This window comes from Acinetobacter sp. PK01 (genome assembly GCF_022819285.1).
Lineage (GTDB): Bacteria > Pseudomonadota > Gammaproteobacteria > Pseudomonadales > Moraxellaceae > Acinetobacter > Acinetobacter tandoii.
Genome location: NZ_CP094643.1, coordinates 456,296 through 476,600, shown reverse-complemented (window position 1 = coordinate 476,600; position 20,305 = coordinate 456,296). Strand labels below are relative to the sequence as shown.

Below are 20,305 nucleotides of genomic sequence, written 5' to 3'. Positions count from 1 at the left end.
GCAGTTGAGTATGTTACCTCATTTCAATCTTTGGCTGCGTCACGCGCTCAACTTTGTGTTTTATTACCCGTTGTTCATGTCTTACCTGTGGATGTTAGGTGCACTGATTTTCTATCGTAAAGAGCGTAAACAACCTGCCTATCAACACCCCAAGACATTACCGCACTACCCTCTGGTTGCGGTATTAATCCCTTGTTTTAATGAGGGTGATAATGCAGAAGAAACCATTAGTCATGCTTTAAAACTCGACTATCCGAATTTTGAAGTCATTGCAATTAATGATGGTAGTTCAGATAACACCGCTGAAGTATTGAATCGATTGGCACATCAACATGAACGCCTACGTGTGGTACACCTTGCGAAAAATCAAGGTAAAGCCATGGCGTTACAAGCGGGCAGCCTAGTAACAGAAGCAGAGTTCTTATTAGGAATTGATGGGGATGCACTCCTTGATCCTCATGCAGCGACATGGATGATGCAACATTTTATTGCAAATCCCAAAATTGCAGCAGTGACAGGCAATCCACGTATTCGGACCCGTTCAACACTCTTGGGACGTATTCAAGTGGGTGAGTTTTCTTCAATTGTGGGAATGATCAAACGTGCTCAGCGCAGCTTCGGACGACTATTTACAGTCTCAGGAGTGATTACCGCATTTCGTAAAACTGCCGTACATCAAGTTGGATATTGGTCGCCAAACATGCTCACCGAAGACATTGACATCACTTGGAAATTGCAGCGTGCAGGTTGGGACATTCAGTTTGAACCGAATGCACTGGTGTGGATTTTAATGCCTGAAACGCTTTCTGGACTTTGGAAACAACGTCTACGTTGGGCAATGGGTGGCGCTCAGGTCTTAATCAAAAATTTGGATGTATTCATTCAACCCAAACTCAATTTTTTATGGCCACTAATGTTAGAGCTTTGCCTGACTTTGGTTTGGTCTTATTTAATGTTGTTATTGGCAATTCTATGGATCATTCATTTAATTTTCCCAATCGCTGCACTCAGTGGAATTAGCTCACCATTTTTACCTTATGGCAGTGGTGTTTTACTGGGAGCAACCTGTCTCATTCAGTTTGCTTTAAGCAAATGGATGGATAGTCGTTATGAACCGAACCTAGGCAAGAACTACTTCTGGATGATTTGGTATCCATTTGTATTCTGGCTCATTACTATAAGTGCCACCATTATGGCTTTTCCAAAAGTACTGTTACGTGGTGAAGATAAGCGCGCGCGCTGGGTCAGCCCAGACCGTGGTATCCGTTTATAATACGCAACACGATTAGAGTATCTCAAAATGAAATCTCAACATGATTTAGTGATTGATTTGCGTCATTTATTGCCTTGGCATAAACGCTATATGTCGAATACCACTACGGCATTAATGTGGGGTGCGTGGCTTCTGCTTTGGCGTCCCTTCTTACTGGTATGGATTCTCATACAATTACAGAAAAGTACAGCGGTACACCATCTGATCAATGCGCTAAGTATAAGCATTGAATATGGTGGATTAGAACTGCTGCTCTGTAGTGTGGGTTTATTGCTCTGGAGTCGATTTATGCCGTCTGCGAGTGATAAAATGGAAAACTCAGAACATCCCTTAGCCACACAGCAATATGCTGACTATTTTGAGCTCAGCAACCAAAAAATTGTACAATCCAGACAGCATAAAATCACCGTGGTTCATCATAATGACCAAGGACAAATCGTTGATTTAGAATAATGAAAGACGTTTTTTAACGTACTCTAATCTTATAAATTGACCTCAAGTTATCTTGGGGTCTTTTTCATCTCTATTAGATTGAAGTCTAAACAAAGCATGCAACAAGTTTCGATTGCTGTTCCATCCTACACATGAAATCTAATCTTTTTGTATCTATCCCTTAACACTTCAATTTTTCAGCTCTAATCACGCTAGAGTTTAAATGTTTTACTCAGCCCTATACTTCTGTTCAAACCGTGTAAATCAAAGCTCTTCACTGGACAATACTCATCACATCTTCATGAACCTTCAATCGCCCCCTCGATGGGATGATCTTTCAGATACAAAAAAAGCGCTGACAATGCAGCGCTTTAATTCCGTCTCTTAAGAACTTTAAGAAACGAACTGGAGGAAAATCCAGTATAAACCACCTGATAAACAAATGGTGGCAGGAAGTGTAAAAATCCATGCCGAAAGAATTGTTTTTACAGTTGCAAAATTCAAGCCTGATTTGTTCGCGACCATCGTACCCGCAACCGCACTGTTTAATACGTGAGTTGTTGACACAGGCATACCAAAACCATCGGCTGCTGCAATTGTTGACATTGCTACAAGTTCAGCAGACATCCCTTGACCATACGTCATGTGATGCTTACCAATACGCTCGCCTACAGTCACTACGATACGCTTCCAGCCTACCATTGTACCTAGACCTAAAGCCAATGCCACAGCTACTTTTACCCAAGTTGGGATGTACTGTAAAAAGCTATCCAAATTGCTACGGTACTCTTTTACCACCTTTTGCTGCGCTTCTGGCATCGCAGGTAATTGGTCTGCTTTATCCAAACGCTTAAACGCAGTCGTGCTCAAATACATATCATTACGGATAGATGAAACTGCATCTTCAGGAATATTTTTTAAGTCACCATACTGAGCAACACGGTCACCTAAATGATCGGTCAAACTTGCCAAAGCAGGTACCACTTCTGGTGTGATTTCTTTGGTTTGAATATAAGCTGTAATGGTTCGACGCGCTTGTTCATCTGGAATATCTGCATGTGCAGGATACATCGCCACAGCAGCTTGAGATGACAATTGCTCAAATGACTGGATATGTGTTTGGTCTAAATTCTTATTGAGTGAATAGGCCAATGGCACTAAACCAATCAAAATTAACATGATTAAGCCCATGCCCTTTTGACCGTCGTTTGAACCATGTGCAAAACTTACACCTGTACAAGTAAAAATTAGAATTGCACGAATAAGTGGCGGTGGTGGTTTGTTGCCTTCAGGTGGCTGGAACAACTCCAACTGGCGTTTGAAGATTTTTTTCACCAACAAGAAAACCACAGCAGCAAATGCAAAACCAATTAATGGAGAAAACAGTAATGCTTTACCCACTTTAATGACTTGGTCCATATCTACACCGCTGGCACCACTACCTGAGTGTAATAGGTAATTCATAATCCCTACACCCAAAATAGAACCAATCAAAGTGTGTGAACTCGATGCAGGAATCCCCAAGAACCAAGTGCCTAAATTCCATAGAATTGCAGCAATCAGCATGGCAAAGACCATAGCAAAGCCTGCCCCTGAACTCACATTCATGATTAGTTCAACTGGCAATAAGGCGATAATGCCGTAAGCAACCGCACCACTGGCAACCATAACCCCAAGGAAATTACAAAAACCAGCCCACATCACTGCAACAGGTGCAGAAAGAGCATTGGTATAAATTACTGTTGCTACTGCATTGGCTGTGTCATGGAAACCATTCACAAACTCAAAGCCCAGTGCAATTAGTAATGCCGTCGCTAAAAGAATAACAGAATACAAACTTAATGGTGGTACATGCGACAAGTCAGCAGATACCTGAAACCCAATATAAATGAGGGTCGCAATAATGACCGTAAAAAACACCGGCATAAAAAACTTCGGTGTTGGAACATGCACATTCGTCGACTTGTTCGATGCTGAATGCATACGATCTTGGACGGGAGGAGTTTTTGAATTCATGCAGACGGTTAAGAGGATAATAAAATCCCCTTATTGTTAAATTAAATTGTGACAATTATATGACAAACAGGTGTCATATAAAGCCAAATTTTTAACAATTGACCTGTTTTAAATCACTCCGCGCTACAATGGGGAGGATTTTTGACTGTAAATCTGTTTTTTTCAAATACTTATAACAAAAAAATATTTCATGTAAAAAAGTAGTTGATTTTCAGAATTGTAAAAAAATTTGTCACTCTCTGATGGGCTTTCACCTTGAAATTGAAACCGATTCATCATGCCAATGTAATATTGCATTTCAATGAAATAGCAAAATAACTCTTATTTCTTACATGAATACTGCTAACTTGACAGTCAAAAAGCTGAATTAAAATAAAATTAGCCCTGAGTTCTGCTAAAATATGCTCCATTTCAAGATTTGCCGTGTATTGGGGTTATTTATGTCCACGCTTACCACCCTTAAAAAACTTCTCGCTGAGCGTATATTGATCATCGATGGTGCGATGGGCACCATGATTCAGCGTCATAAGCTTGAAGAAGAAGATTACCGTGGTGAGCGTTTTGCCGATTGGGCACATGACTTAAAAGGTAACAATGACCTTCTTGTGCTAACTCAACCCGAAATCATTCAAGGTATTCATGAAGCTTATCTTGATGCAGGCGCAGACATTATTGAAACCAACAGCTTTAACGGCACGCGTGTTTCAATGTCTGATTATCACATGGAAGATCTTGTTCCAGAGATTAACCGTGAAGCAGCACGTTTAGCTAAAGCAGCTTGTGAAAAGTATTCAACCCCAGATAAACCGCGTTTTGTAGCAGGTGTACTCGGTCCAACATCGCGTACCTGTTCAATTTCGCCTAATGTAAATGACCCTGCCTTTCGTAACATTACCTTTGATGAGCTAAAAGAAAACTATATTGAAGCGACTCATGCACTGATTGAAGGCGGTGCAGATATCATTTTGATTGAAACCGTTTTTGATACATTAAACTGTAAAGCTGCAATTTTTGCGGTGAAAGAAGTCTTTAAGCAAATTGGTCATGAATTACCACTCATGATTTCAGGGACCATTACCGATGCTTCAGGTCGTACCTTAACAGGTCAAACTGCTGAAGCGTTCTGGAACTCGGTACGCCATGGTGACTTACTTTCAATTGGCTTCAACTGTGCCCTTGGTGCAGATGCCATGCGTCCTCACGTTAAAACCGTGTCTGATGTGGCTGATACGTTCATTTCTGCTCATCCAAATGCTGGCTTACCAAATGCTTTTGGTGAATATGATGAAACACCAGAACAAACTGCGGCCTTCTTAAAAGAATTTGCAGAAAGTGGTTTAATCAATATTACCGGTGGTTGCTGTGGTACGACACCAGACCATATTCGTGCGATTGCCAATGCTGTAAAAGACATTGCACCACGTCAAATTCCTGAAACTAAGCCAGCTTGTCGCTTAAGTGGTTTAGAACCATTTAATATTTATGATGACTCATTGTTCGTTAACGTCGGTGAACGTACCAACGTTACCGGTTCAAAAAAATTCTTACGCTTAATTCGTGAAGAAAACTTTGCCGAAGCTTTAGAAGTTGCACAGCAACAAGTGGAAGCTGGCGCTCAGATTATCGATATTAACATGGATGAGGGGATGCTCGATTCGCAAAATGCGATGGTACATTTCTTAAACCTAGTGGCCTCTGAGCCAGATATTTCACGTGTGCCGATCATGATTGACTCATCAAAATGGGAAATCATTGAAGCAGGCTTAAAATGCGTACAAGGTAAACCTGTTGTTAACTCGATTTCGTTAAAAGAAGGTTATGACGAGTTTGTCGAAAAAGCTCGCCTGTGTCGCCAATATGGTGCTGCAATTATTGTGATGGCCTTTGATGAAACTGGTCAGGCCGACACTGCTGAGCGTAAACGCGAAATCTGTAAACGTTCTTATGACGTTTTGGTTAACGATGTTGGCTTCCCTGCTGAAGATATTATTTTTGACCCGAACGTGTTTGCAGTAGCAACAGGTATTGAAGAACACAATAACTATGGCGTCGATTTTATCGAAGCCACAGGTTGGATTAAACAAAACTTACCTCACGCCATGATTTCTGGTGGTGTATCGAACGTTTCATTCTCGTTCCGCGGTAATGAGCCTGTTCGTGAAGCGATTCACTCTGTGTTCTTATACCATGCCATTAAACAAGGCATGACCATGGGGATTGTAAATGCCGGTCAAATGGCCATTTATGATGATATTCCAGCCGAGCTAAAAGAAGCAGTTGAAGATGTCATCTTAAACCAAAACCAAGGTGAATCTGGTCAAGCTGCGACTGAGAAACTGCTTGAAGTCGCTGAAAAGTTCCGTGGTCATAGTGGTGCTCAACGCGAAGCAGAAAACCTTGAATGGCGTAACGAACCTGTAGAAAAACGTCTTGAATATGCATTGGTTAAAGGTATTACCACCTACATTGACGAAGATACCGAAGAAGCTCGCCTGAAAGCCAAACGTCCTTTAGATGTAATCGAAGGCGCTTTGATGGACGGCATGAACGTTGTTGGTGACTTGTTCGGTTCAGGCAAAATGTTCTTACCTCAGGTTGTGAAATCTGCACGTGTTATGAAGCAAGCTGTGGCTTGGCTCAACCCGTACATTGAAGCTGAAAAAACAGGCAGCCAATCTAAAGGTAAAGTCCTCATGGCAACTGTTAAGGGCGACGTACACGATATTGGTAAGAATATTGTTGGCGTAGTACTTGGCTGTAATGGTTACGACATTGTTGACCTTGGCGTGATGGTACCTTGCGAGAAAATCTTGCAAACTGCAATTGATGAAAAATGTGACATCATTGGGTTGTCTGGTCTGATTACTCCATCTTTAGATGAGATGGTATTTGTTGCGAAAGAAATGCAACGTAAGGGTTTTAACATTCCTTTATTGATTGGTGGCGCGACTACTTCTAAAGCACACACAGCAGTAAAAATTGACCCTCAGTATCAAAACGATGCAGTGATTTATGTTGCAGATGCTTCACGTGCTGTAGGTGTTGCAACCACTCTCCTTTCGAAAGAAATGCGTGGAAACTTTATTGCAGAGCATCGTGCTGAATATGCCAAGATTCGTGAGCGCTTAGCCAACAAGCAACCAAAAGCTGCCAAATTGACTTATAAAGAGTCGGTTGAGAATGGTTTTAAAATTGACGAAAGCTATGTACCGCCAAAACCAAATCTTTTGGGAACACAAGTCCTCACCAACTACCCGCTTGCGACACTCGTAGATTATTTTGACTGGACACCATTCTTCATTTCTTGGAGCTTGGCAGGTAAATTCCCGAAAATTTTAGAAGATGAAGTGGTGGGTGAAGCGGCAACTGACCTTTACAACCAAGCACAAGCGATGTTGAAAGATATTATCGACAACAACCTTTTTGATGCACGTGCTGTATTTGGTATGTTCCCTGCTCAGCGCACAGATGCTGACACAGTGAGTGTATTTGATGAAGCGGGTCAAAATGTTACACATACTTTTGAACACTTACGTCAACAATCTGACAAAGTCACAGGTAAACCAAACTTGTCTTTAGCAGATTACATTCGTAATGATCGTGAGCAGCAGGACTACTTAGGCGGATTCACTGTATCGATTTTTGGTGCAGAAGAATTGGCGAATGAATACAAAGCTAAAGGTGATGACTACTCTGCAATTTTAGTGCAGTCATTAGCTGACCGCTTTGCTGAAGCTTTTGCCGAACACTTACATGAACGCATTCGTAAAGAGTTCTGGGGTTATAAAGCTGATGAACAACTCAGCAATGAAGAACTGATTAAAGAGAAATATGTCGGTATTCGCCCTGCACCGGGTTACCCAGCTTGCCCAGAGCACTCTGAAAAAGCGGTGTTGTTTGACTGGTTAGGTTCTACCGACAAAATTGGTACTAAACTGACTGAACACTTTGCAATGATGCCGCCATCTTCGGTAAGTGGTTTCTATTATTCACATCCACAAAGCGAATACTTTAACGTGGGCAAAATCTCTCAAGACCAACTTGAAGATTATGCAAAACGGAAAGGTTGGACACTTGATGAAGCGAAGCGTTGGTTAGCGCCGAATTTAGATGATTCGATTGTTTAATTCATAACTTTCTTTAATTGACTACCCCCTCAATTGAGGGGGTTTTAAAATGGTAAATTATGCTGCTAAGTCTTTATCCACTTCAATTAATAATGCATCCCAAAATGCTGGATTAATAATAAAATTAATATCTTGCATTTTAGTTTTAATAAAACCGTCCATCAACCTCATATTATAATTAAAATGATAAATAAACTTAATTTCTCGGTTTTCTATGCAAACCCCAATAAACCCATACCACAGCAAAATATTAATTATATCTTCAACATTACTAGAAGCTACATTCTGATTCATATTTATTATGTTTTTCAACTCTCCAACTGACAATAATGATTTTACCCCAATAAAACTATACAAAATATCATGTAATTCATTATTTATATCATTCAACTCATAGCTAATATCAGTTAATAAATCAGTCGAATATGCTTTCATTCCTTTTGAAATATCATCTTCAGTTATAAGCTGATGGTTTAAGTTTACTGCAAAACTTTTACATTGATTTATTAGATTAAGTAAAAATCGTGGCCTCATTAATGATCTTTCAATAAGATACTGTGAACTTTCTTCACCTTTAAAATGGCTTACAAAAAGCTTTTTCCAAGCTTGCTCAAAAGTATATCCACTATTGAAACCTTCATTAGCTACTATTCTTAGTCTTACCATTTCTCTTAAAAGATCTGTATCTGTCCAATCTAATAAAACATTTCCTTCTTTACCACGATCAGCTGTATGTTGTACTAAAAGCTCATAGACATCATTTCTTAAAAAAATGATAATCTTTATTTCATTATTTATATGAGAAAATTGTCTTTGAATCTTCTTAGTACAATCAATCAACGCTCTCACTATTAATAAATCTTCTTTTTGTAAGCCAGATGTTGGCCATCCTTTGTCAATATTATCAATTAAAAGCCAAACATTTTTTTTATATTTTAGATACTTTTTCAATTGATCTGTAATAGCTTTAATATCATGCTTGTATAATAACTCTGTCAATTGTGGTGAAGACAATCTTACTCCTGAATCTTCTCCATATTTTTCGAAATAATCAGTTGAAATTCTTGTCATTAGCGTTGACATTCTTTCTGAGAAATCACCTTCTGTATCATATCCCTCAGCTTTATATAAATCTGCAATTTCTCTATAAGGCTGATATAGTGATTCATTATGTAAGTGTAACTCTTTATCACTACTTAAAATCTTATTGCACAACTCTAAAAGTAAGACATACTCCCAAAAGGCCATAATAGTATGCTGAAAAGTACCCTCTTGTAGAAAATTTAAAATTTGCTCTTTGAATTTTACAAATTTATAACCCTCTGGTTTCAAATCAAGGACAAGATTCTGGTTAGAAGATCGTTCTTTATCTCTAATTTGTAAAAAAATTGCTGACTTACCTGATCCTTTTCTTCCTACTACTAAATTAGCCTCTCCACGTATAGCTTTAAGATATTGTTCAGTCTTTAAATAATATCTTTGCAAACTTCTCATTTCATTTTCAGCAGAAGTAGAACCCAAATCAATTTTTTGTAATTCAGTTATATAGTCATTAGTTGAAAGCTCATTTTCTTGTTGAAAAAATGCTGCTACAGAAGCTGCGAAATCAGCCATCACTTCATTAATATCATCTAATTTATAGCAATGCTTAACTAAATCTCTATAATCTAAAGGAGCTGAATCATGACCCATTTGGATCAAAATATGTGGTTTTTCTAATCCCTTTGATAAGCCAGCAATGAATGCACTTCTAATGTTATGAATTTCAGAGCCATCTATATGACTTGATAATATTGGAATCACAATACCCATAGATTCTGTAACTTGATGAATTGCTTCATGTGCTGATAAACGTGGTTGTTCTGATGGATCAAATGTTCTAAATATATATCTAGATTTTTTTATTCTGGATTCAATTCGACTAATCCAATCAGTTTTATGTTTGCTTAATACAAAATAAACAGGAGCTTGCTTATTTAATTTTTTCTCTAAAAATATAGGGTCATTAAACTGTCCAGAACTTAAGAAGTCACCTAACTGTTGCTGGTTAACATATTCTTTGTAACCTAACGTATCAAAAATACCTACATCGTGTATTTTAGGCTGCCCTATACTTAATGAGTTATTCTTTGTAAGTAATATTCGCTTTCCCTTTCCAATTGCATAACCAATCTCATAAGTCACATTTAAATTTAGAATACTTATATCTGCTATCAAAAAATCAGCTTCATCTATTCCACTTAAAACCTCATTAGCTATAAAATGACCTGCAATATCCATATGTTTCCAAGTCTTTATTTCTATTTCAAGATTTTTCCTATTAATTATAGAAACAGCTGATTCTATACAATCTCCAACTTCACTAGGGTTCGCACAATAAGCATAAAAACCAATCTTCTTCATTATAGTATCATTAAGTCATAAACCTTCATGTTATAGTAATTAATGTCTATTTTACATACAATGATTTTTAATACTTTTAGATGCTTAAAGCTTGGTAATACAGAAATATTCAAGACTACATCTAACTATTCAAGCTTTTATAAATCCCTAACAAACGGAACTTAAGCTTCATCATCATGAACAGTACTCAACTCTTACTCGGCGTGATCTTTAGCTCAATTGGTTTAGGCTATTTTCTCTATGGCAAAAAGCAAAGACTGACTGTGCCCTTTGTAGCCGGTCTGGTTCTAATGGTTTTCCCTTATTTTATAGAAAGTAATGTTTTGCTGAGTGGCATTGGGATTCTACTGTCGATCATTCCTTATTTTTTACGTTTTTAGAATGACTTAGCGGTTTCAAGCGATTCAAATTTAATGTCGGTCACATTCCAGTGATGCATCATTTCACGTAAAAACACAAAGTAAACCAAGCTAAATATTCCTTGTTTCGTGACCTTAGCCAAATAATATTCCCGACACTCAAGAAATGCATTAAAGCCACTTTCAAGCTGTATTCGACCTATGCTGTGTTGATTCGGAAAAAATAAACTCAAAATTTGCTCAAATAAAGTATCCGTACTGATTGCACTTTTAGGCTGAGCATATTGGATGGGAACCGATTCTAATATTTCTTCAATTACATAGATCATCAACTCAATGGCAAGTTAATCTAGTACCCCATGACGCATACTGTTCGACTGAATAAAACTTAAGCCTTTATTGACCTGAAAATGCCGCCCTTCTATGTCAAAACTAAGCTGTTCCAAGCCTAAGGAAAATTTGATTGGAAAATCTGGATCTGTCATTACATCTATCCTCCAGAATCGAAGCGCGTAATGATCCGTTATATTCAGTCATTCATTACAACAAAGATGCCAAAAAAAACGCGCTATCTTGTTCTTCTCACAAGATAGCGCGTCTAAATGTAAAGTTCTGCTGTAATCAGTTTAATTTGCTTGGGTCTTCGGTAAAAATGCAGTGGCAAAGCCTAATAATGGTAACAATGAACACACACCAAATACCCACTCAATGCCTTTTAAGTCTGCCAAATAGCCCAAACCTGCTGCGGCAATACCGCTCACGCCAAACATTAAGCCGAACATTAAGCCCGCAATCATGCCCACTCGTCCAGGTACCGCTTCTTGTGCATACACCACCATGGCAGCAAAAGCAGAAGACAACACCAAACCAGTCATGACGGACAATACCGTAGTCCAGAACAGATTGGCAAAAGGCATCATTAAAGCAAACGGCGCCATGCCGACAAAGGACACCCAAATTACCGCTTTACGTCCAATTTTGTCGCCAATTGGACCGCCTGCAAAGGTTCCTAATGCCACCGCAGCCAAGAAGGCAAATAAATGTAACTGTGCCGATTGCAGGCTGATATGGAATTTATGCATCAAGTAAAAAGTAAAGTAATTACTGATACTGGCAATATAAGTAAATTTGGCAAACATCAGCACACAGATGGTCGAAAGTGCGATCACTAACTGGCGCCCGTGCAATTTACTTTGCACTTGTTGTGCCTTGGCTGCCAGTTGTTTTTTACTGTGACTAATACTCCAACGACTCACACCAAATAATACCCAAATGGCAAGTAATGCAAATACAATCAACAAGGCCACTGCATGTTGCCCAAAGGGCACAATAATTAGTGCAGCCAATAAGGGCCCAATTGCTGTTCCTGTATTACCTCCCACCTGAAAGGTCGATTGTGCTGTACCAAAACGCCCACCCGATGCCATACGCGCCACGCGGGAAGCCTCAGGATGAAAGGTCGATGACCCCACCCCAATCAGTGCAGACCCAATAAGCAATACCGTAAAACTAGGTGAAAATGCCAACAATAAAATACCACTCAAGGTCACCAGCATACCCAATGGCAATAAATACGGTTTAGGATTTTTGTCGGTATAAAGACCAATCCAAGGTTGCAGCAATGACCCAGTAATTTGATACACCAATGAAATGAGTCCAACTTGTGCGAAACTCAGCGAGAAGTTGGTTTTCAGCATCGGATAAATCGCAGGCAGAACGGCTTGAATCAAGTCATTCAGTAAATGTGCCAGTGCCACAGCACCTACAATTTTCACAATCATCCCTTGTGGCTGAAGACTTGCCACAGCTTCATCCATGCTTTCCTTCGTCTGTATTGAAGACGTCATAGCTGAAAAACTCCAATCATTGATATTTCAAACAATATTGTAAATTGTCATTCACAACGTTATCTTCCAATAATCCCTGTATAAGTGACAAATTTCATGAAAATATCAGATTCACTGATTGAAACAGAAATGTCTGAACTGGTGATTGGACTTTCCTCTGAACATACTTACCGCGAAATCACTCCAGTACACCACCATTCACGGGCACAATTCCTGTATGCCTCGACTGGGATTATTCAGGTCTTTACTCCAAATCATGTATGGTTGATTCCACCTATGTGTGCACTGTGGATTCCGGCTTATGTCGAACATAGTGTGATTTCTTTAAGTCGGGTCAAAATGAACACCGCCCTCGTAGAAGCCCAAGCGGCATCGGTATTGGGTCAACAGTGTTTTATTATTCGGGTCAGTAAGTTATTGCACGAACTCCTCATTCGTTTAAATGTGATTGAGCAAATTCCCACGTCAGAATTATTGAGTTCGGATGAGCTTTCCCGTGCAATACAAATTTTGATTTTTGATGAAATTCAGAAAGCCAATTCTTTACCGATTCAGATTCCTTGGCCACAAGACAAACGGCTATTGAATATCTGTCAAACGCTCTTACATGAACCACAATATCCTAAAGATTTAAGCACATGGGCAGACGAAATTGGCACTAGCACCAGAACCCTGATGCGGATGTTCCAAAAGGAAACGGGGATGTCATATCGGGCATGGCTACAACAAATGCACATTGCTCAAGCCCTGAGTAAAATCGCCAGTGGTGAGTCGATTGCACAAATTTCAAGGGGACTGGGATACAGCAATCCAAGTGCATTTAGTGCCATGTTTAAACGGCATTTAGGACAAACACCACAGCAATTTAAATATAAAGATGAATGAAACAACCGATATAGCTTAGGTAGTCAATCGGTCGACAAACAAAATACCATTGAGATGATCTACTTCATGTTGCACGATGCGTGCTGGAAATCCTTCAAACGTTGTTTCCATAACATCACCTTCTAATGTGTGATAGAGCACTCTAATGACTTGCGCTCGCTCCACCTGCGCACGTTGATTGGGCACACTTAAACAACCTTCTTCACCCAGACACGTGGTTTCAGAAAACTCTAATATTTGCGGATTAATCATGACCACAGGTTGCATTTCAGGTGCGTCGGGGTATCGTAGATTCGGGCGCGACGCAACAATAATAACCTGTTTAGAAATATACAATTGTGGTGCAGCGATGCCAACACCATTACGCTCTAACATCGTTGCATGCATAACTGAAGCCAATTGCATCAACCATTCGCTATTAAACTCTGCTTCAGCAACAGGCGCAGCTTTTAATTTTAAGATCTCTTCTCCGCGTTGGGCAACGGGTAAAATTACGCTCATACACTCTGTTCCTAATATCAGAACTCAATGATTGGTTTCTATCTATTCTGAACCAGTTATATATAAATTGAAATCATCAGTTTAATGATGAATTTCTAAACTTGATCTATTTTTGTGCAGTTTTTGGCAGTTCAAATGGGCTTTTACTGCACTGTTTATTCAAGTCTAATACCAACATACGTCGAGATCTTGCCTTAATATGTAGTTTATTCTGTTAAATTTTGCTTAATTCAATCCAGCAACATTGCCGTTCAGCAGATGTAGGAAAAACAAGATGTTTCACATTCTGATTGGAATGCATGTAGATGCTCTGGTGTTGCTCAAGCTTAAAGTGTTGGCCATCCACAAACAATTCTAGTGCTGAAATACTTTGATTAAAGATAAACACCACATCTGCTGAGGAGAAAAACTCAAGTGCTGATGAAGTTTCTATCCATTGATAACGGGCAGTATAATGCTGCGGTGAATAGATTAAATTAATGTCACGGATCGCCTCTGCCAGTAGATTACAACTGACTAAACTATCACCACTAAACTGTATCGACTGTAATGTCTTTAAAGTGAGCGCTACTCCATCAATATTCAGATGAATGCCAGTGCCATCCAATACCGTCAAAAAGCGTTGCATACCTTTAAACTGAGAAAAGGTCCCGAAGTCGTGACATCTGCCATGGAAATGCGCCAATCAAAATCGGTTAAGCTCTCACCTGTACTACGCGCTAGTTCTAGGGTATAACCTGCTCCATTCTTCCAAGGCATTTTTTTATAGTGATTTGCTGTAAGCAACTCGATCATCGTGTAAATTTCCCTTTTAAATCATAACGATTGCATAGACAAAATAATCATGCATTTGGCATAAGTAATTGGTTTAACTTTGTACATCGACAAATGAATAAAAATATTCTTTATTTTTTAATTTTCAAACCTTTATACACTTGAGTTAGCGTTGAAACAGCAGTGACAATGTGTTCTTTACATCCCAGCAGCAATCAACCTTCGTCCGTTAATTCTGCTAATTCAGGGTTAACCCTCCGATAGCGACAATTCAATCCATCATCTGATTTATCTTAACGTAGCACACACTTATTTGTATATACAGGATTATACATAACAACTATATAAATCCAATCAGCATAAGCTTAGAAATTTTCTTATAAACTCAACCACCTGCTAAATTAATATTAGTAAAATACAAAGGGTTATTCCAATTCTCAGAATAACCCTTTGTTGTAATAATGTTCTGAATCAGATCTATTTAAATGATGACAAAATTTTAGAATTCCTTGGTAATACTAAAAATTACTGCATCATCAGCATAAGTTAAATCTTTATTAATATTTGAATCGACATAATACAAATCAAAAATAAAGTCATTATAGTTATAATTACCACCTACTTTATAATCATAATATGAATCTTCTTGATCTGTTGCCCATAAAACATCATAAGCATCATGACTTGAAAACTTGTTGTAACCTACTTGGGCATAAGTATTCCAATTTTTAGCTATTGGATAGTTATAACTGGCTTCATAACGTAACATTTTCCCAGTATTGAAAAAATACTCTGGAGAATAATAAAAAGTAAAATTTAATGCATCATCTTCAGTTAATAAACTCATACCTGTTGCAGCAATAGAATATTCTTCATAATCCGTATCGGTTAAAGATTTATCCGAACCAGGGTAATTAATATCCCCATACTGAATATTGAGCTTGAAATGATCATTAACGAGATAATCATATCCTAAATAATAATCTAGCTCTATGCTACTCCCAATATCAAGTTCACTATTGGAGGCAAAGATTTGTGCATATAAACCCGAATCATGATCTATGCGTAAAGTACCTTGTATTGCTGGATCACCTTCTGTTTGTGAATAACCACGCGAATAGTAATCAGTTAAAAATGAAACTGTACCACTGGTTGAAAAATCCTTAAAAACACTTGATTCTTCAACATTTTCTGCGTGTACACTCGAAATTGCCATGACCAACCATAAACCGCATACTAGCTTATTTTTCAACTTTTGCATTCCATCAATTCCATGATTTTTATTTTGTTTTTTTATTGTCATTCTTTTTTAACAAAAACATAGAACCAATTCCTATAAATCAATAGGAACCATTAGAGAATAGATAACCAATGATCGTGATTTTTCCAACATAAATAATAGAAAATATTAAATAGTACAAAAATTTAAGATAAAATTTAAAAAACACTGATTAAATTTTCTCAAATAGTGACTGTCACAAAGAGTGAACATCCTTATAAAAAAGAGCTTATTCAATAAACTCATCCACATCATAAATATATTTACATCAATAATTAATAGAAAGTCTCTCTCACAAATCAAAAGTGATCATGCTTTTATTTTATTAAAAAGATCTAATGTATAAATTTCTTGCTTCGATCAGCTTCAAAATATAATAACTCAATCCCTTTATACAATTTTTTTATTTATTGAAACACAGTAACTTTTATTTAAACTCAAGCATAAAGTTTGCATTTTCTATATCTATGACTTATGAAATATCAAAACTAAGTGAAATAAAACAAGGTCTGAAGAGATGGGTCCTCCCCTTCAGACCTTAAGAAGCATTTGGTGTCTGCTCTATGCCATTAATTTGAACTTTTTCAACTGAAGATGCGAGAGCCATTTAATTGCAGCTTAAGAGTGCCAATTAATTTTATTCTTCAAGCTGACTAGCGCTGAACCCTAGCTTGTCTATTACGATTTTTTTTAAAAGTTAAATCTAAGCACGATTATGATTGAAATTCATCATTATTATTGGACAAATATCATATTAAGCGAATTATACGATATTTATCCTATCGAAAATTTTCTACTTAATTTAAACATTTTTCTAGCAACACTGATAACATCCACTTTATTCATTAACTTGGTTTATTGAAGTATCGGACACCTCAACACAAAAGAATATATTTTCATGGAAATCAAACAAATAAAATATTTTTTGACGGTGGTTGAAGCAGGCAGTATTGGTAAAGCTGCCCAAAAACTCGATGTTGGCGCTTCGGCCATTAGTCAGCAAATTAGTAAGCTCGAACAAGAGCTAAGCATTCGCTTATTACAGCGTAATGCTTTTGGCGTCACGCCTACACCCGCTGGTCTGGCCTTTTTAAAACACTCTCAACTTATTTTGCGTCAAGTTAACTTTGCAATAGACGCTGCGCATTCAGCTCGGCTTTCAGGCCATGTCAGCCTTGGTTTTCCGCCAACTATTACTGCTTTAATTGGCATCCCTTTAATGAAACTAATGTCTGAACGCTATCCAGACATTCGTCTAGAAATTGTGGAAACCTTGTCTGGGAATCTAATTCAGTCGATTAATTCGCGTCAGCTTGATATTGCCATTATTTTTACCAATGAAATTGATAAGCAATGGTCGATACAGCCTTTGGTACGTGAACAAATGTATTTAATGGCACGCAAAGAAGTGCTCGAAAAATACGGTCTTGCCGACTGTATCAAAAGCGGAATTATTCAGTCCCAACAAATTGGTAACATTCCTTTAGTATTACCACGGCAGCGTCATAGCTTAAGAAAATTGCTTGAGCACAAGATTGGGCAGCTTAATGTTGTCTATGAAATTGATGGTCTACACTTACTCATGGATAGCCTGATTCACCTTGACCTTGCCAGCGTCCGCCCTGGAAGTGCTTGTCTGCAAGAGTACAAACACAAGCTTCAACTACTTAAATTGATTGATCCTGAAGTTGAGCGAATCAATTACTTGGTGAGCCTTGCCGAAGAAGAATTATCACCTGCTGCACTTGCTGCAAAATCGGCAATTAAAGCGTGTGTAAAAGAACTGATTCAAAACCAAATTTGGCCGTGTTCTGAAATTATTTTATAAGGGGTCATTAATTTTATTAAATACCTAATTAATTTTGCCCTCTCACTCCCTCCTGCCGTTTGAGATTACATTTTCATCTGAATGATAAGTGAATTTCTGCTTATCACAATATAGATGTGTAGTTTGAACTGGAAACAAGGCATCACATTTTCGACATAGGACATCTTAAAATCTCATCTCTGACCCATTTCCTATTTAGGTTTATTGCATGAGATTGAAGTTCAAAGCTTGAAGATCGTGAATGTTTCCATTTTGTCAGGCCAAGGAGGTCTCCAATGGATGTCGTGAATAACCGTAGGGCTACTTTTAAAAAAATATTAAATGTAACGAGTGGCAACTTTTTAGAACAGTACGATTTTTTTCTTTTTGGTTTCTATGCCACTTATATCGCAGCAAAATTTTTCCATTCTGAAAATGAATATGTCTCTTTAATGATGACATTTACCGTATTTGCTGCGGGTTTTCTTATGCGTCCTCTCGGCGCTATTTTCTTGGGCGCTTATGTCGACAGAGTTGGTCGACGTAAAGGTCTTATTGTGACTTTAAGCCTTATGGCAATCGGAACCATCTTAATTACCTTTGTACCAGGTTATGAAACCATTGGTATTATTGCGCCAATTTTGGTGGTGATTGGACGTCTATTACAAGGCTTCTCGGCAGGTGTTGAATCTGGCGGTGTGTCGATTTATCTCGCAGAAATTGCAACGGATAAAAATCGCGGTTTTATCACAAGCTGGCAGTCTGGTAGCCAACAAGTTGCTGTTGTATTTGCCGCATTACTTGGCTACTGGCTCAACACCATCTTAACTACGGCTCAAGTGGGTGAATGGGGCTGGCGTATTCCGTTCTTAATCGGTTGTTTGATTATTCCTTTAATCTTCTTGTTCCGTCGTACGTTAGAGGAAACTGAAGACTTTAAAGCGCAAAAGACTCATCCTTCAACAAAAGAAATTTTTAGCACACTGGCAACCAACTGGCGCATCGTCCTTGCAGGCATGATGATGAGTGCAATGACGACGACCACTTTCTACTTTATTACGGTTTACACCACAGTGTATGCAAAACGTACTTTAGAAATGTCAGTAACAGACAGCCTTTTAGCAACAGTGTTTGTTGGTTTGTCTAATTTCTTCTGGTTACCAATGGGTGGTTTGCTTTCAGACAAAATTGGCCGCCGTCCAGTACTAGTCGGAATTACTACACTTGCTCTCTTTACAAGTTATCCAGTTTTAAATTGGTTAGTGAGCAACATTAGCTTCTCAAACCTTCTAATTACGCTTGCTTACTTCTCGTTCTTCTTTGGTATGTACAACGGAACCATGGTCGCAACGCTTGCGGAAGTGATGCCGAAACGTGTACGTACAGTTGGTTTCTCTTTAGCGTTCAGCCTTGCAGCCGCTATTTTTGGTGGTATGACCCCAATGGCTTGTACCTTCCTTGTCGAAAACACAGGCAACCCAAGTACCCCTGCTTTTTGGCTCATGCTTGCTGCGGTCTGTAGCCTCATCTCAAGCTTGTATCTATGCCGCGGTTCTAAACAGAAAAATACTGACGCGATTGCTGAACCTGCAAAAATTAGCGCTTAAAACAACTACTGCTTAACCTGAAATTTTAATGAACAGTACGGCAGATTTTAAATCTCCGTACTGTGTTCTCCTGTCATTAAAGCGAGATACTATGAAAAAGTCCCCTATCTTCATGACCATTTGCCTAGCTAGTGCTGGCTTAGGCTCAACTCTTGCTAACGCAGATACTATAGAAGTAATTAGCTCAGGTGGTTTTTATTCATCTATGGAAAAACTCATTCCATTATTTGAAAAACAAACAGGCCATACCGTGCATCTCTCGTCTGGTTCATCAATGGGTGCATCACCGACTGCAATTCCAAATCGACTCGATCGTGGTGAACGTTTTGATGTGGTGGTGTTAGCAGCTCCTGAACTGAACAAACTTGCAGAAAAGGGTTATGTAGACCCAAATTCACAAAGTGCATTAGTGAATTCAAGCATTGGCATGGCTGTGCCTAAAGGTGCACCAAAACCAGATATTAGTTCTGCAGAAAAATTTGAAAAAGTTTTATTAAATGCCAAGCATATCGGCTATTCAGCAAGTGCGAGCGGTACGCATCTTGAAAAAGATGTTTTCCCAAGCTTCCCGCCTGTCGAGTACAAAGTAATTTCAAGTAAGGCAGAAAAAGTAGTGGGTGACCGCGTTGCAAAACGTATCGCCGAAGGCCAGTTTGATATTGGTTTCCAGCAAATTAGTGAAATCAAACCTTTTACTGGCAAATATGGTCAAGTTGAATTAGTCGGCCCAATCCCAGCACCGTATCAAAAAGTGACGGTATTTGCGGCAGGCATTGGTAAAAACTCGGAACATGCAAAAGTCGCAAAAGAGTTAATTAAATTTGTGAAATCGCCACAAGCAACACAAATTATTGAAGAACAGGGTCTTGAGCAGGTTAAAGAATAAAAGCTCTAAAAGGCAACATCTTGAGGTGATGTTGCCTTTACTCTATTGCCAGTTTACTCAAAGCAATAGAGTAAAAACTATAGCGACAAACCAGTGTAGAATTAATCCA

The 20,305-nt window shown here is 38.5% G+C and carries 15 protein-coding genes and 1 pseudogene; 8 read left to right on the top strand and 8 right to left on the bottom strand.

Features of this window, described 5'->3' with window-relative positions:
- Nucleotides 1–10: 10 nt before the first annotated feature.
- Together pgaC and pgaD are read left to right on the top strand one after the other, a co-directional pair.
- Nucleotides 11–1,273 carry a poly-beta-1,6-N-acetyl-D-glucosamine synthase gene (gene pgaC, locus MP622_RS02200; RefSeq protein ID WP_044737415.1) on the top strand — a complete coding sequence of 421 codons (1,263 nt, stop codon included), beginning with the start codon at nucleotides 11–13 and terminating at the stop codon, nucleotides 1,271–1,273.
- A gap of 27 nt (nucleotides 1,274–1,300) precedes the next feature.
- Nucleotides 1,301–1,726, top strand: a complete 426-nt coding sequence (pgaD, locus tag MP622_RS02195; protein ID WP_104441684.1) for a poly-beta-1,6-N-acetyl-D-glucosamine biosynthesis protein PgaD — start codon at nucleotides 1,301–1,303, stop codon at nucleotides 1,724–1,726.
- 372 nt (nucleotides 1,727–2,098) lie between these two features.
- Here pgaD and MP622_RS02190 read toward each other — a convergent pair whose 3' ends face one another.
- Nucleotides 2,099–3,721, bottom strand: coding sequence for an inorganic phosphate transporter (locus MP622_RS02190; protein ID WP_243792271.1), 1,623 nt, complete (start codon nucleotides 3,719–3,721; stop codon nucleotides 2,099–2,101).
- Nucleotides 3,722–4,161: 440 nt separating this feature from the next.
- Here MP622_RS02190 and metH point away from each other — a divergent pair, with 440 nt between their 5' ends.
- Nucleotides 4,162–7,848 (top strand): methionine synthase, encoded by a 3,687-nt coding sequence (gene metH / locus MP622_RS02185; protein WP_243792270.1) that lies wholly within the window; start codon nucleotides 4,162–4,164, stop codon nucleotides 7,846–7,848.
- Between the two features lie 57 nt (nucleotides 7,849–7,905).
- On the opposite strand, the gene MP622_RS02180 is transcribed toward metH, so the two are convergent.
- The gene (locus MP622_RS02180) at nucleotides 7,906–10,251 is read right to left on the bottom strand and encodes a nucleoside 2-deoxyribosyltransferase (RefSeq protein WP_243792268.1); all 2,346 of its coding nucleotides are present in this window, start codon (nucleotides 10,249–10,251) and stop codon (nucleotides 7,906–7,908) included.
- Between the two features lie 176 nt (nucleotides 10,252–10,427).
- Here MP622_RS02180 and MP622_RS02175 point away from each other — a divergent pair, with 176 nt between their 5' ends.
- On the top strand, nucleotides 10,428–10,631 hold the full coding sequence (locus MP622_RS02175; protein ID WP_243792266.1) for an amino acid transport protein: 204 nt from the start codon (nucleotides 10,428–10,430) through the stop codon (nucleotides 10,629–10,631).
- Here MP622_RS02175 and MP622_RS02170 read toward each other — a convergent pair.
- From MP622_RS02170 to MP622_RS02160, 3 genes are all read right to left on the bottom strand, one after another.
- Complete coding sequence (locus MP622_RS02170; protein WP_243792264.1) at nucleotides 10,628–10,939, bottom strand: hypothetical protein; 312 nt, start codon at nucleotides 10,937–10,939, stop codon at nucleotides 10,628–10,630. The genes MP622_RS02175 and MP622_RS02170 overlap by 4 nt on opposite strands.
- A gap of 15 nt (nucleotides 10,940–10,954) precedes the next feature.
- On the bottom strand, nucleotides 10,955–11,095 hold the full coding sequence (locus MP622_RS02165; RefSeq protein WP_243792262.1) for a hypothetical protein: 141 nt from the start codon (nucleotides 11,093–11,095) through the stop codon (nucleotides 10,955–10,957).
- A gap of 141 nt (nucleotides 11,096–11,236) precedes the next feature.
- A complete protein-coding gene (locus MP622_RS02160) occupies nucleotides 11,237–12,457 on the bottom strand; it encodes an MFS transporter (protein ID WP_016166964.1) in 1,221 nt (406 codons plus the stop codon).
- Nucleotides 12,458–12,559: 102 nt separating this feature from the next.
- Here MP622_RS02160 and MP622_RS02155 point away from each other — a divergent pair, with 102 nt between their 5' ends.
- Entirely contained in the window at nucleotides 12,560–13,342 is a 783-nt protein-coding gene (locus MP622_RS02155; RefSeq protein ID WP_243793437.1) for a helix-turn-helix transcriptional regulator, read from the top strand.
- Between the two features lie 15 nt (nucleotides 13,343–13,357).
- Here the strand turns inward: MP622_RS02155 and def are convergent, their stop codons facing one another.
- The 3 genes and pseudogenes from def to MP622_RS02140 all read right to left on the bottom strand — a co-directional run bounded on the left by def (nucleotide 13,358) and on the right by MP622_RS02140 (nucleotide 15,920).
- A complete protein-coding gene (gene def / locus MP622_RS02150; protein ID WP_243792261.1) occupies nucleotides 13,358–13,843 on the bottom strand; it encodes a peptide deformylase in 486 nt (161 codons plus the stop codon).
- A gap of 214 nt (nucleotides 13,844–14,057) precedes the next feature.
- Nucleotides 14,058–14,638: pseudogene (locus tag MP622_RS02145) on the bottom strand (HutD family protein).
- A gap of 478 nt (nucleotides 14,639–15,116) precedes the next feature.
- Nucleotides 15,117–15,920 carry a TorF family putative porin gene (locus MP622_RS02140; protein ID WP_243792259.1) on the bottom strand — a complete coding sequence of 268 codons (804 nt, stop codon included), beginning with the start codon at nucleotides 15,918–15,920 and terminating at the stop codon, nucleotides 15,117–15,119.
- An 874-nt stretch (nucleotides 15,921–16,794) separates the two neighbouring features.
- Between MP622_RS02140 and MP622_RS02135 the strand changes: the two genes are divergently transcribed.
- From MP622_RS02135 to MP622_RS02125, 3 genes are all read left to right on the top strand, one after another.
- The gene (locus MP622_RS02135; protein WP_243792257.1) at nucleotides 16,795–17,724 is read left to right on the top strand and encodes a LysR family transcriptional regulator; all 930 of its coding nucleotides are present in this window, start codon (nucleotides 16,795–16,797) and stop codon (nucleotides 17,722–17,724) included.
- A 275-nt stretch (nucleotides 17,725–17,999) separates the two neighbouring features.
- Nucleotides 18,000–19,310, top strand: coding sequence for an MFS transporter (locus MP622_RS02130; RefSeq protein ID WP_086266002.1), 1,311 nt, complete (start codon nucleotides 18,000–18,002; stop codon nucleotides 19,308–19,310).
- Between the two features lie 91 nt (nucleotides 19,311–19,401).
- Nucleotides 19,402–20,196: a substrate-binding domain-containing protein gene (locus MP622_RS02125; protein WP_033848179.1), complete on the top strand. Its 795-nt coding sequence runs from the start codon at nucleotides 19,402–19,404 to the stop codon at nucleotides 20,194–20,196.
- Nucleotides 20,197–20,305: the final 109 nt, after the last annotated feature.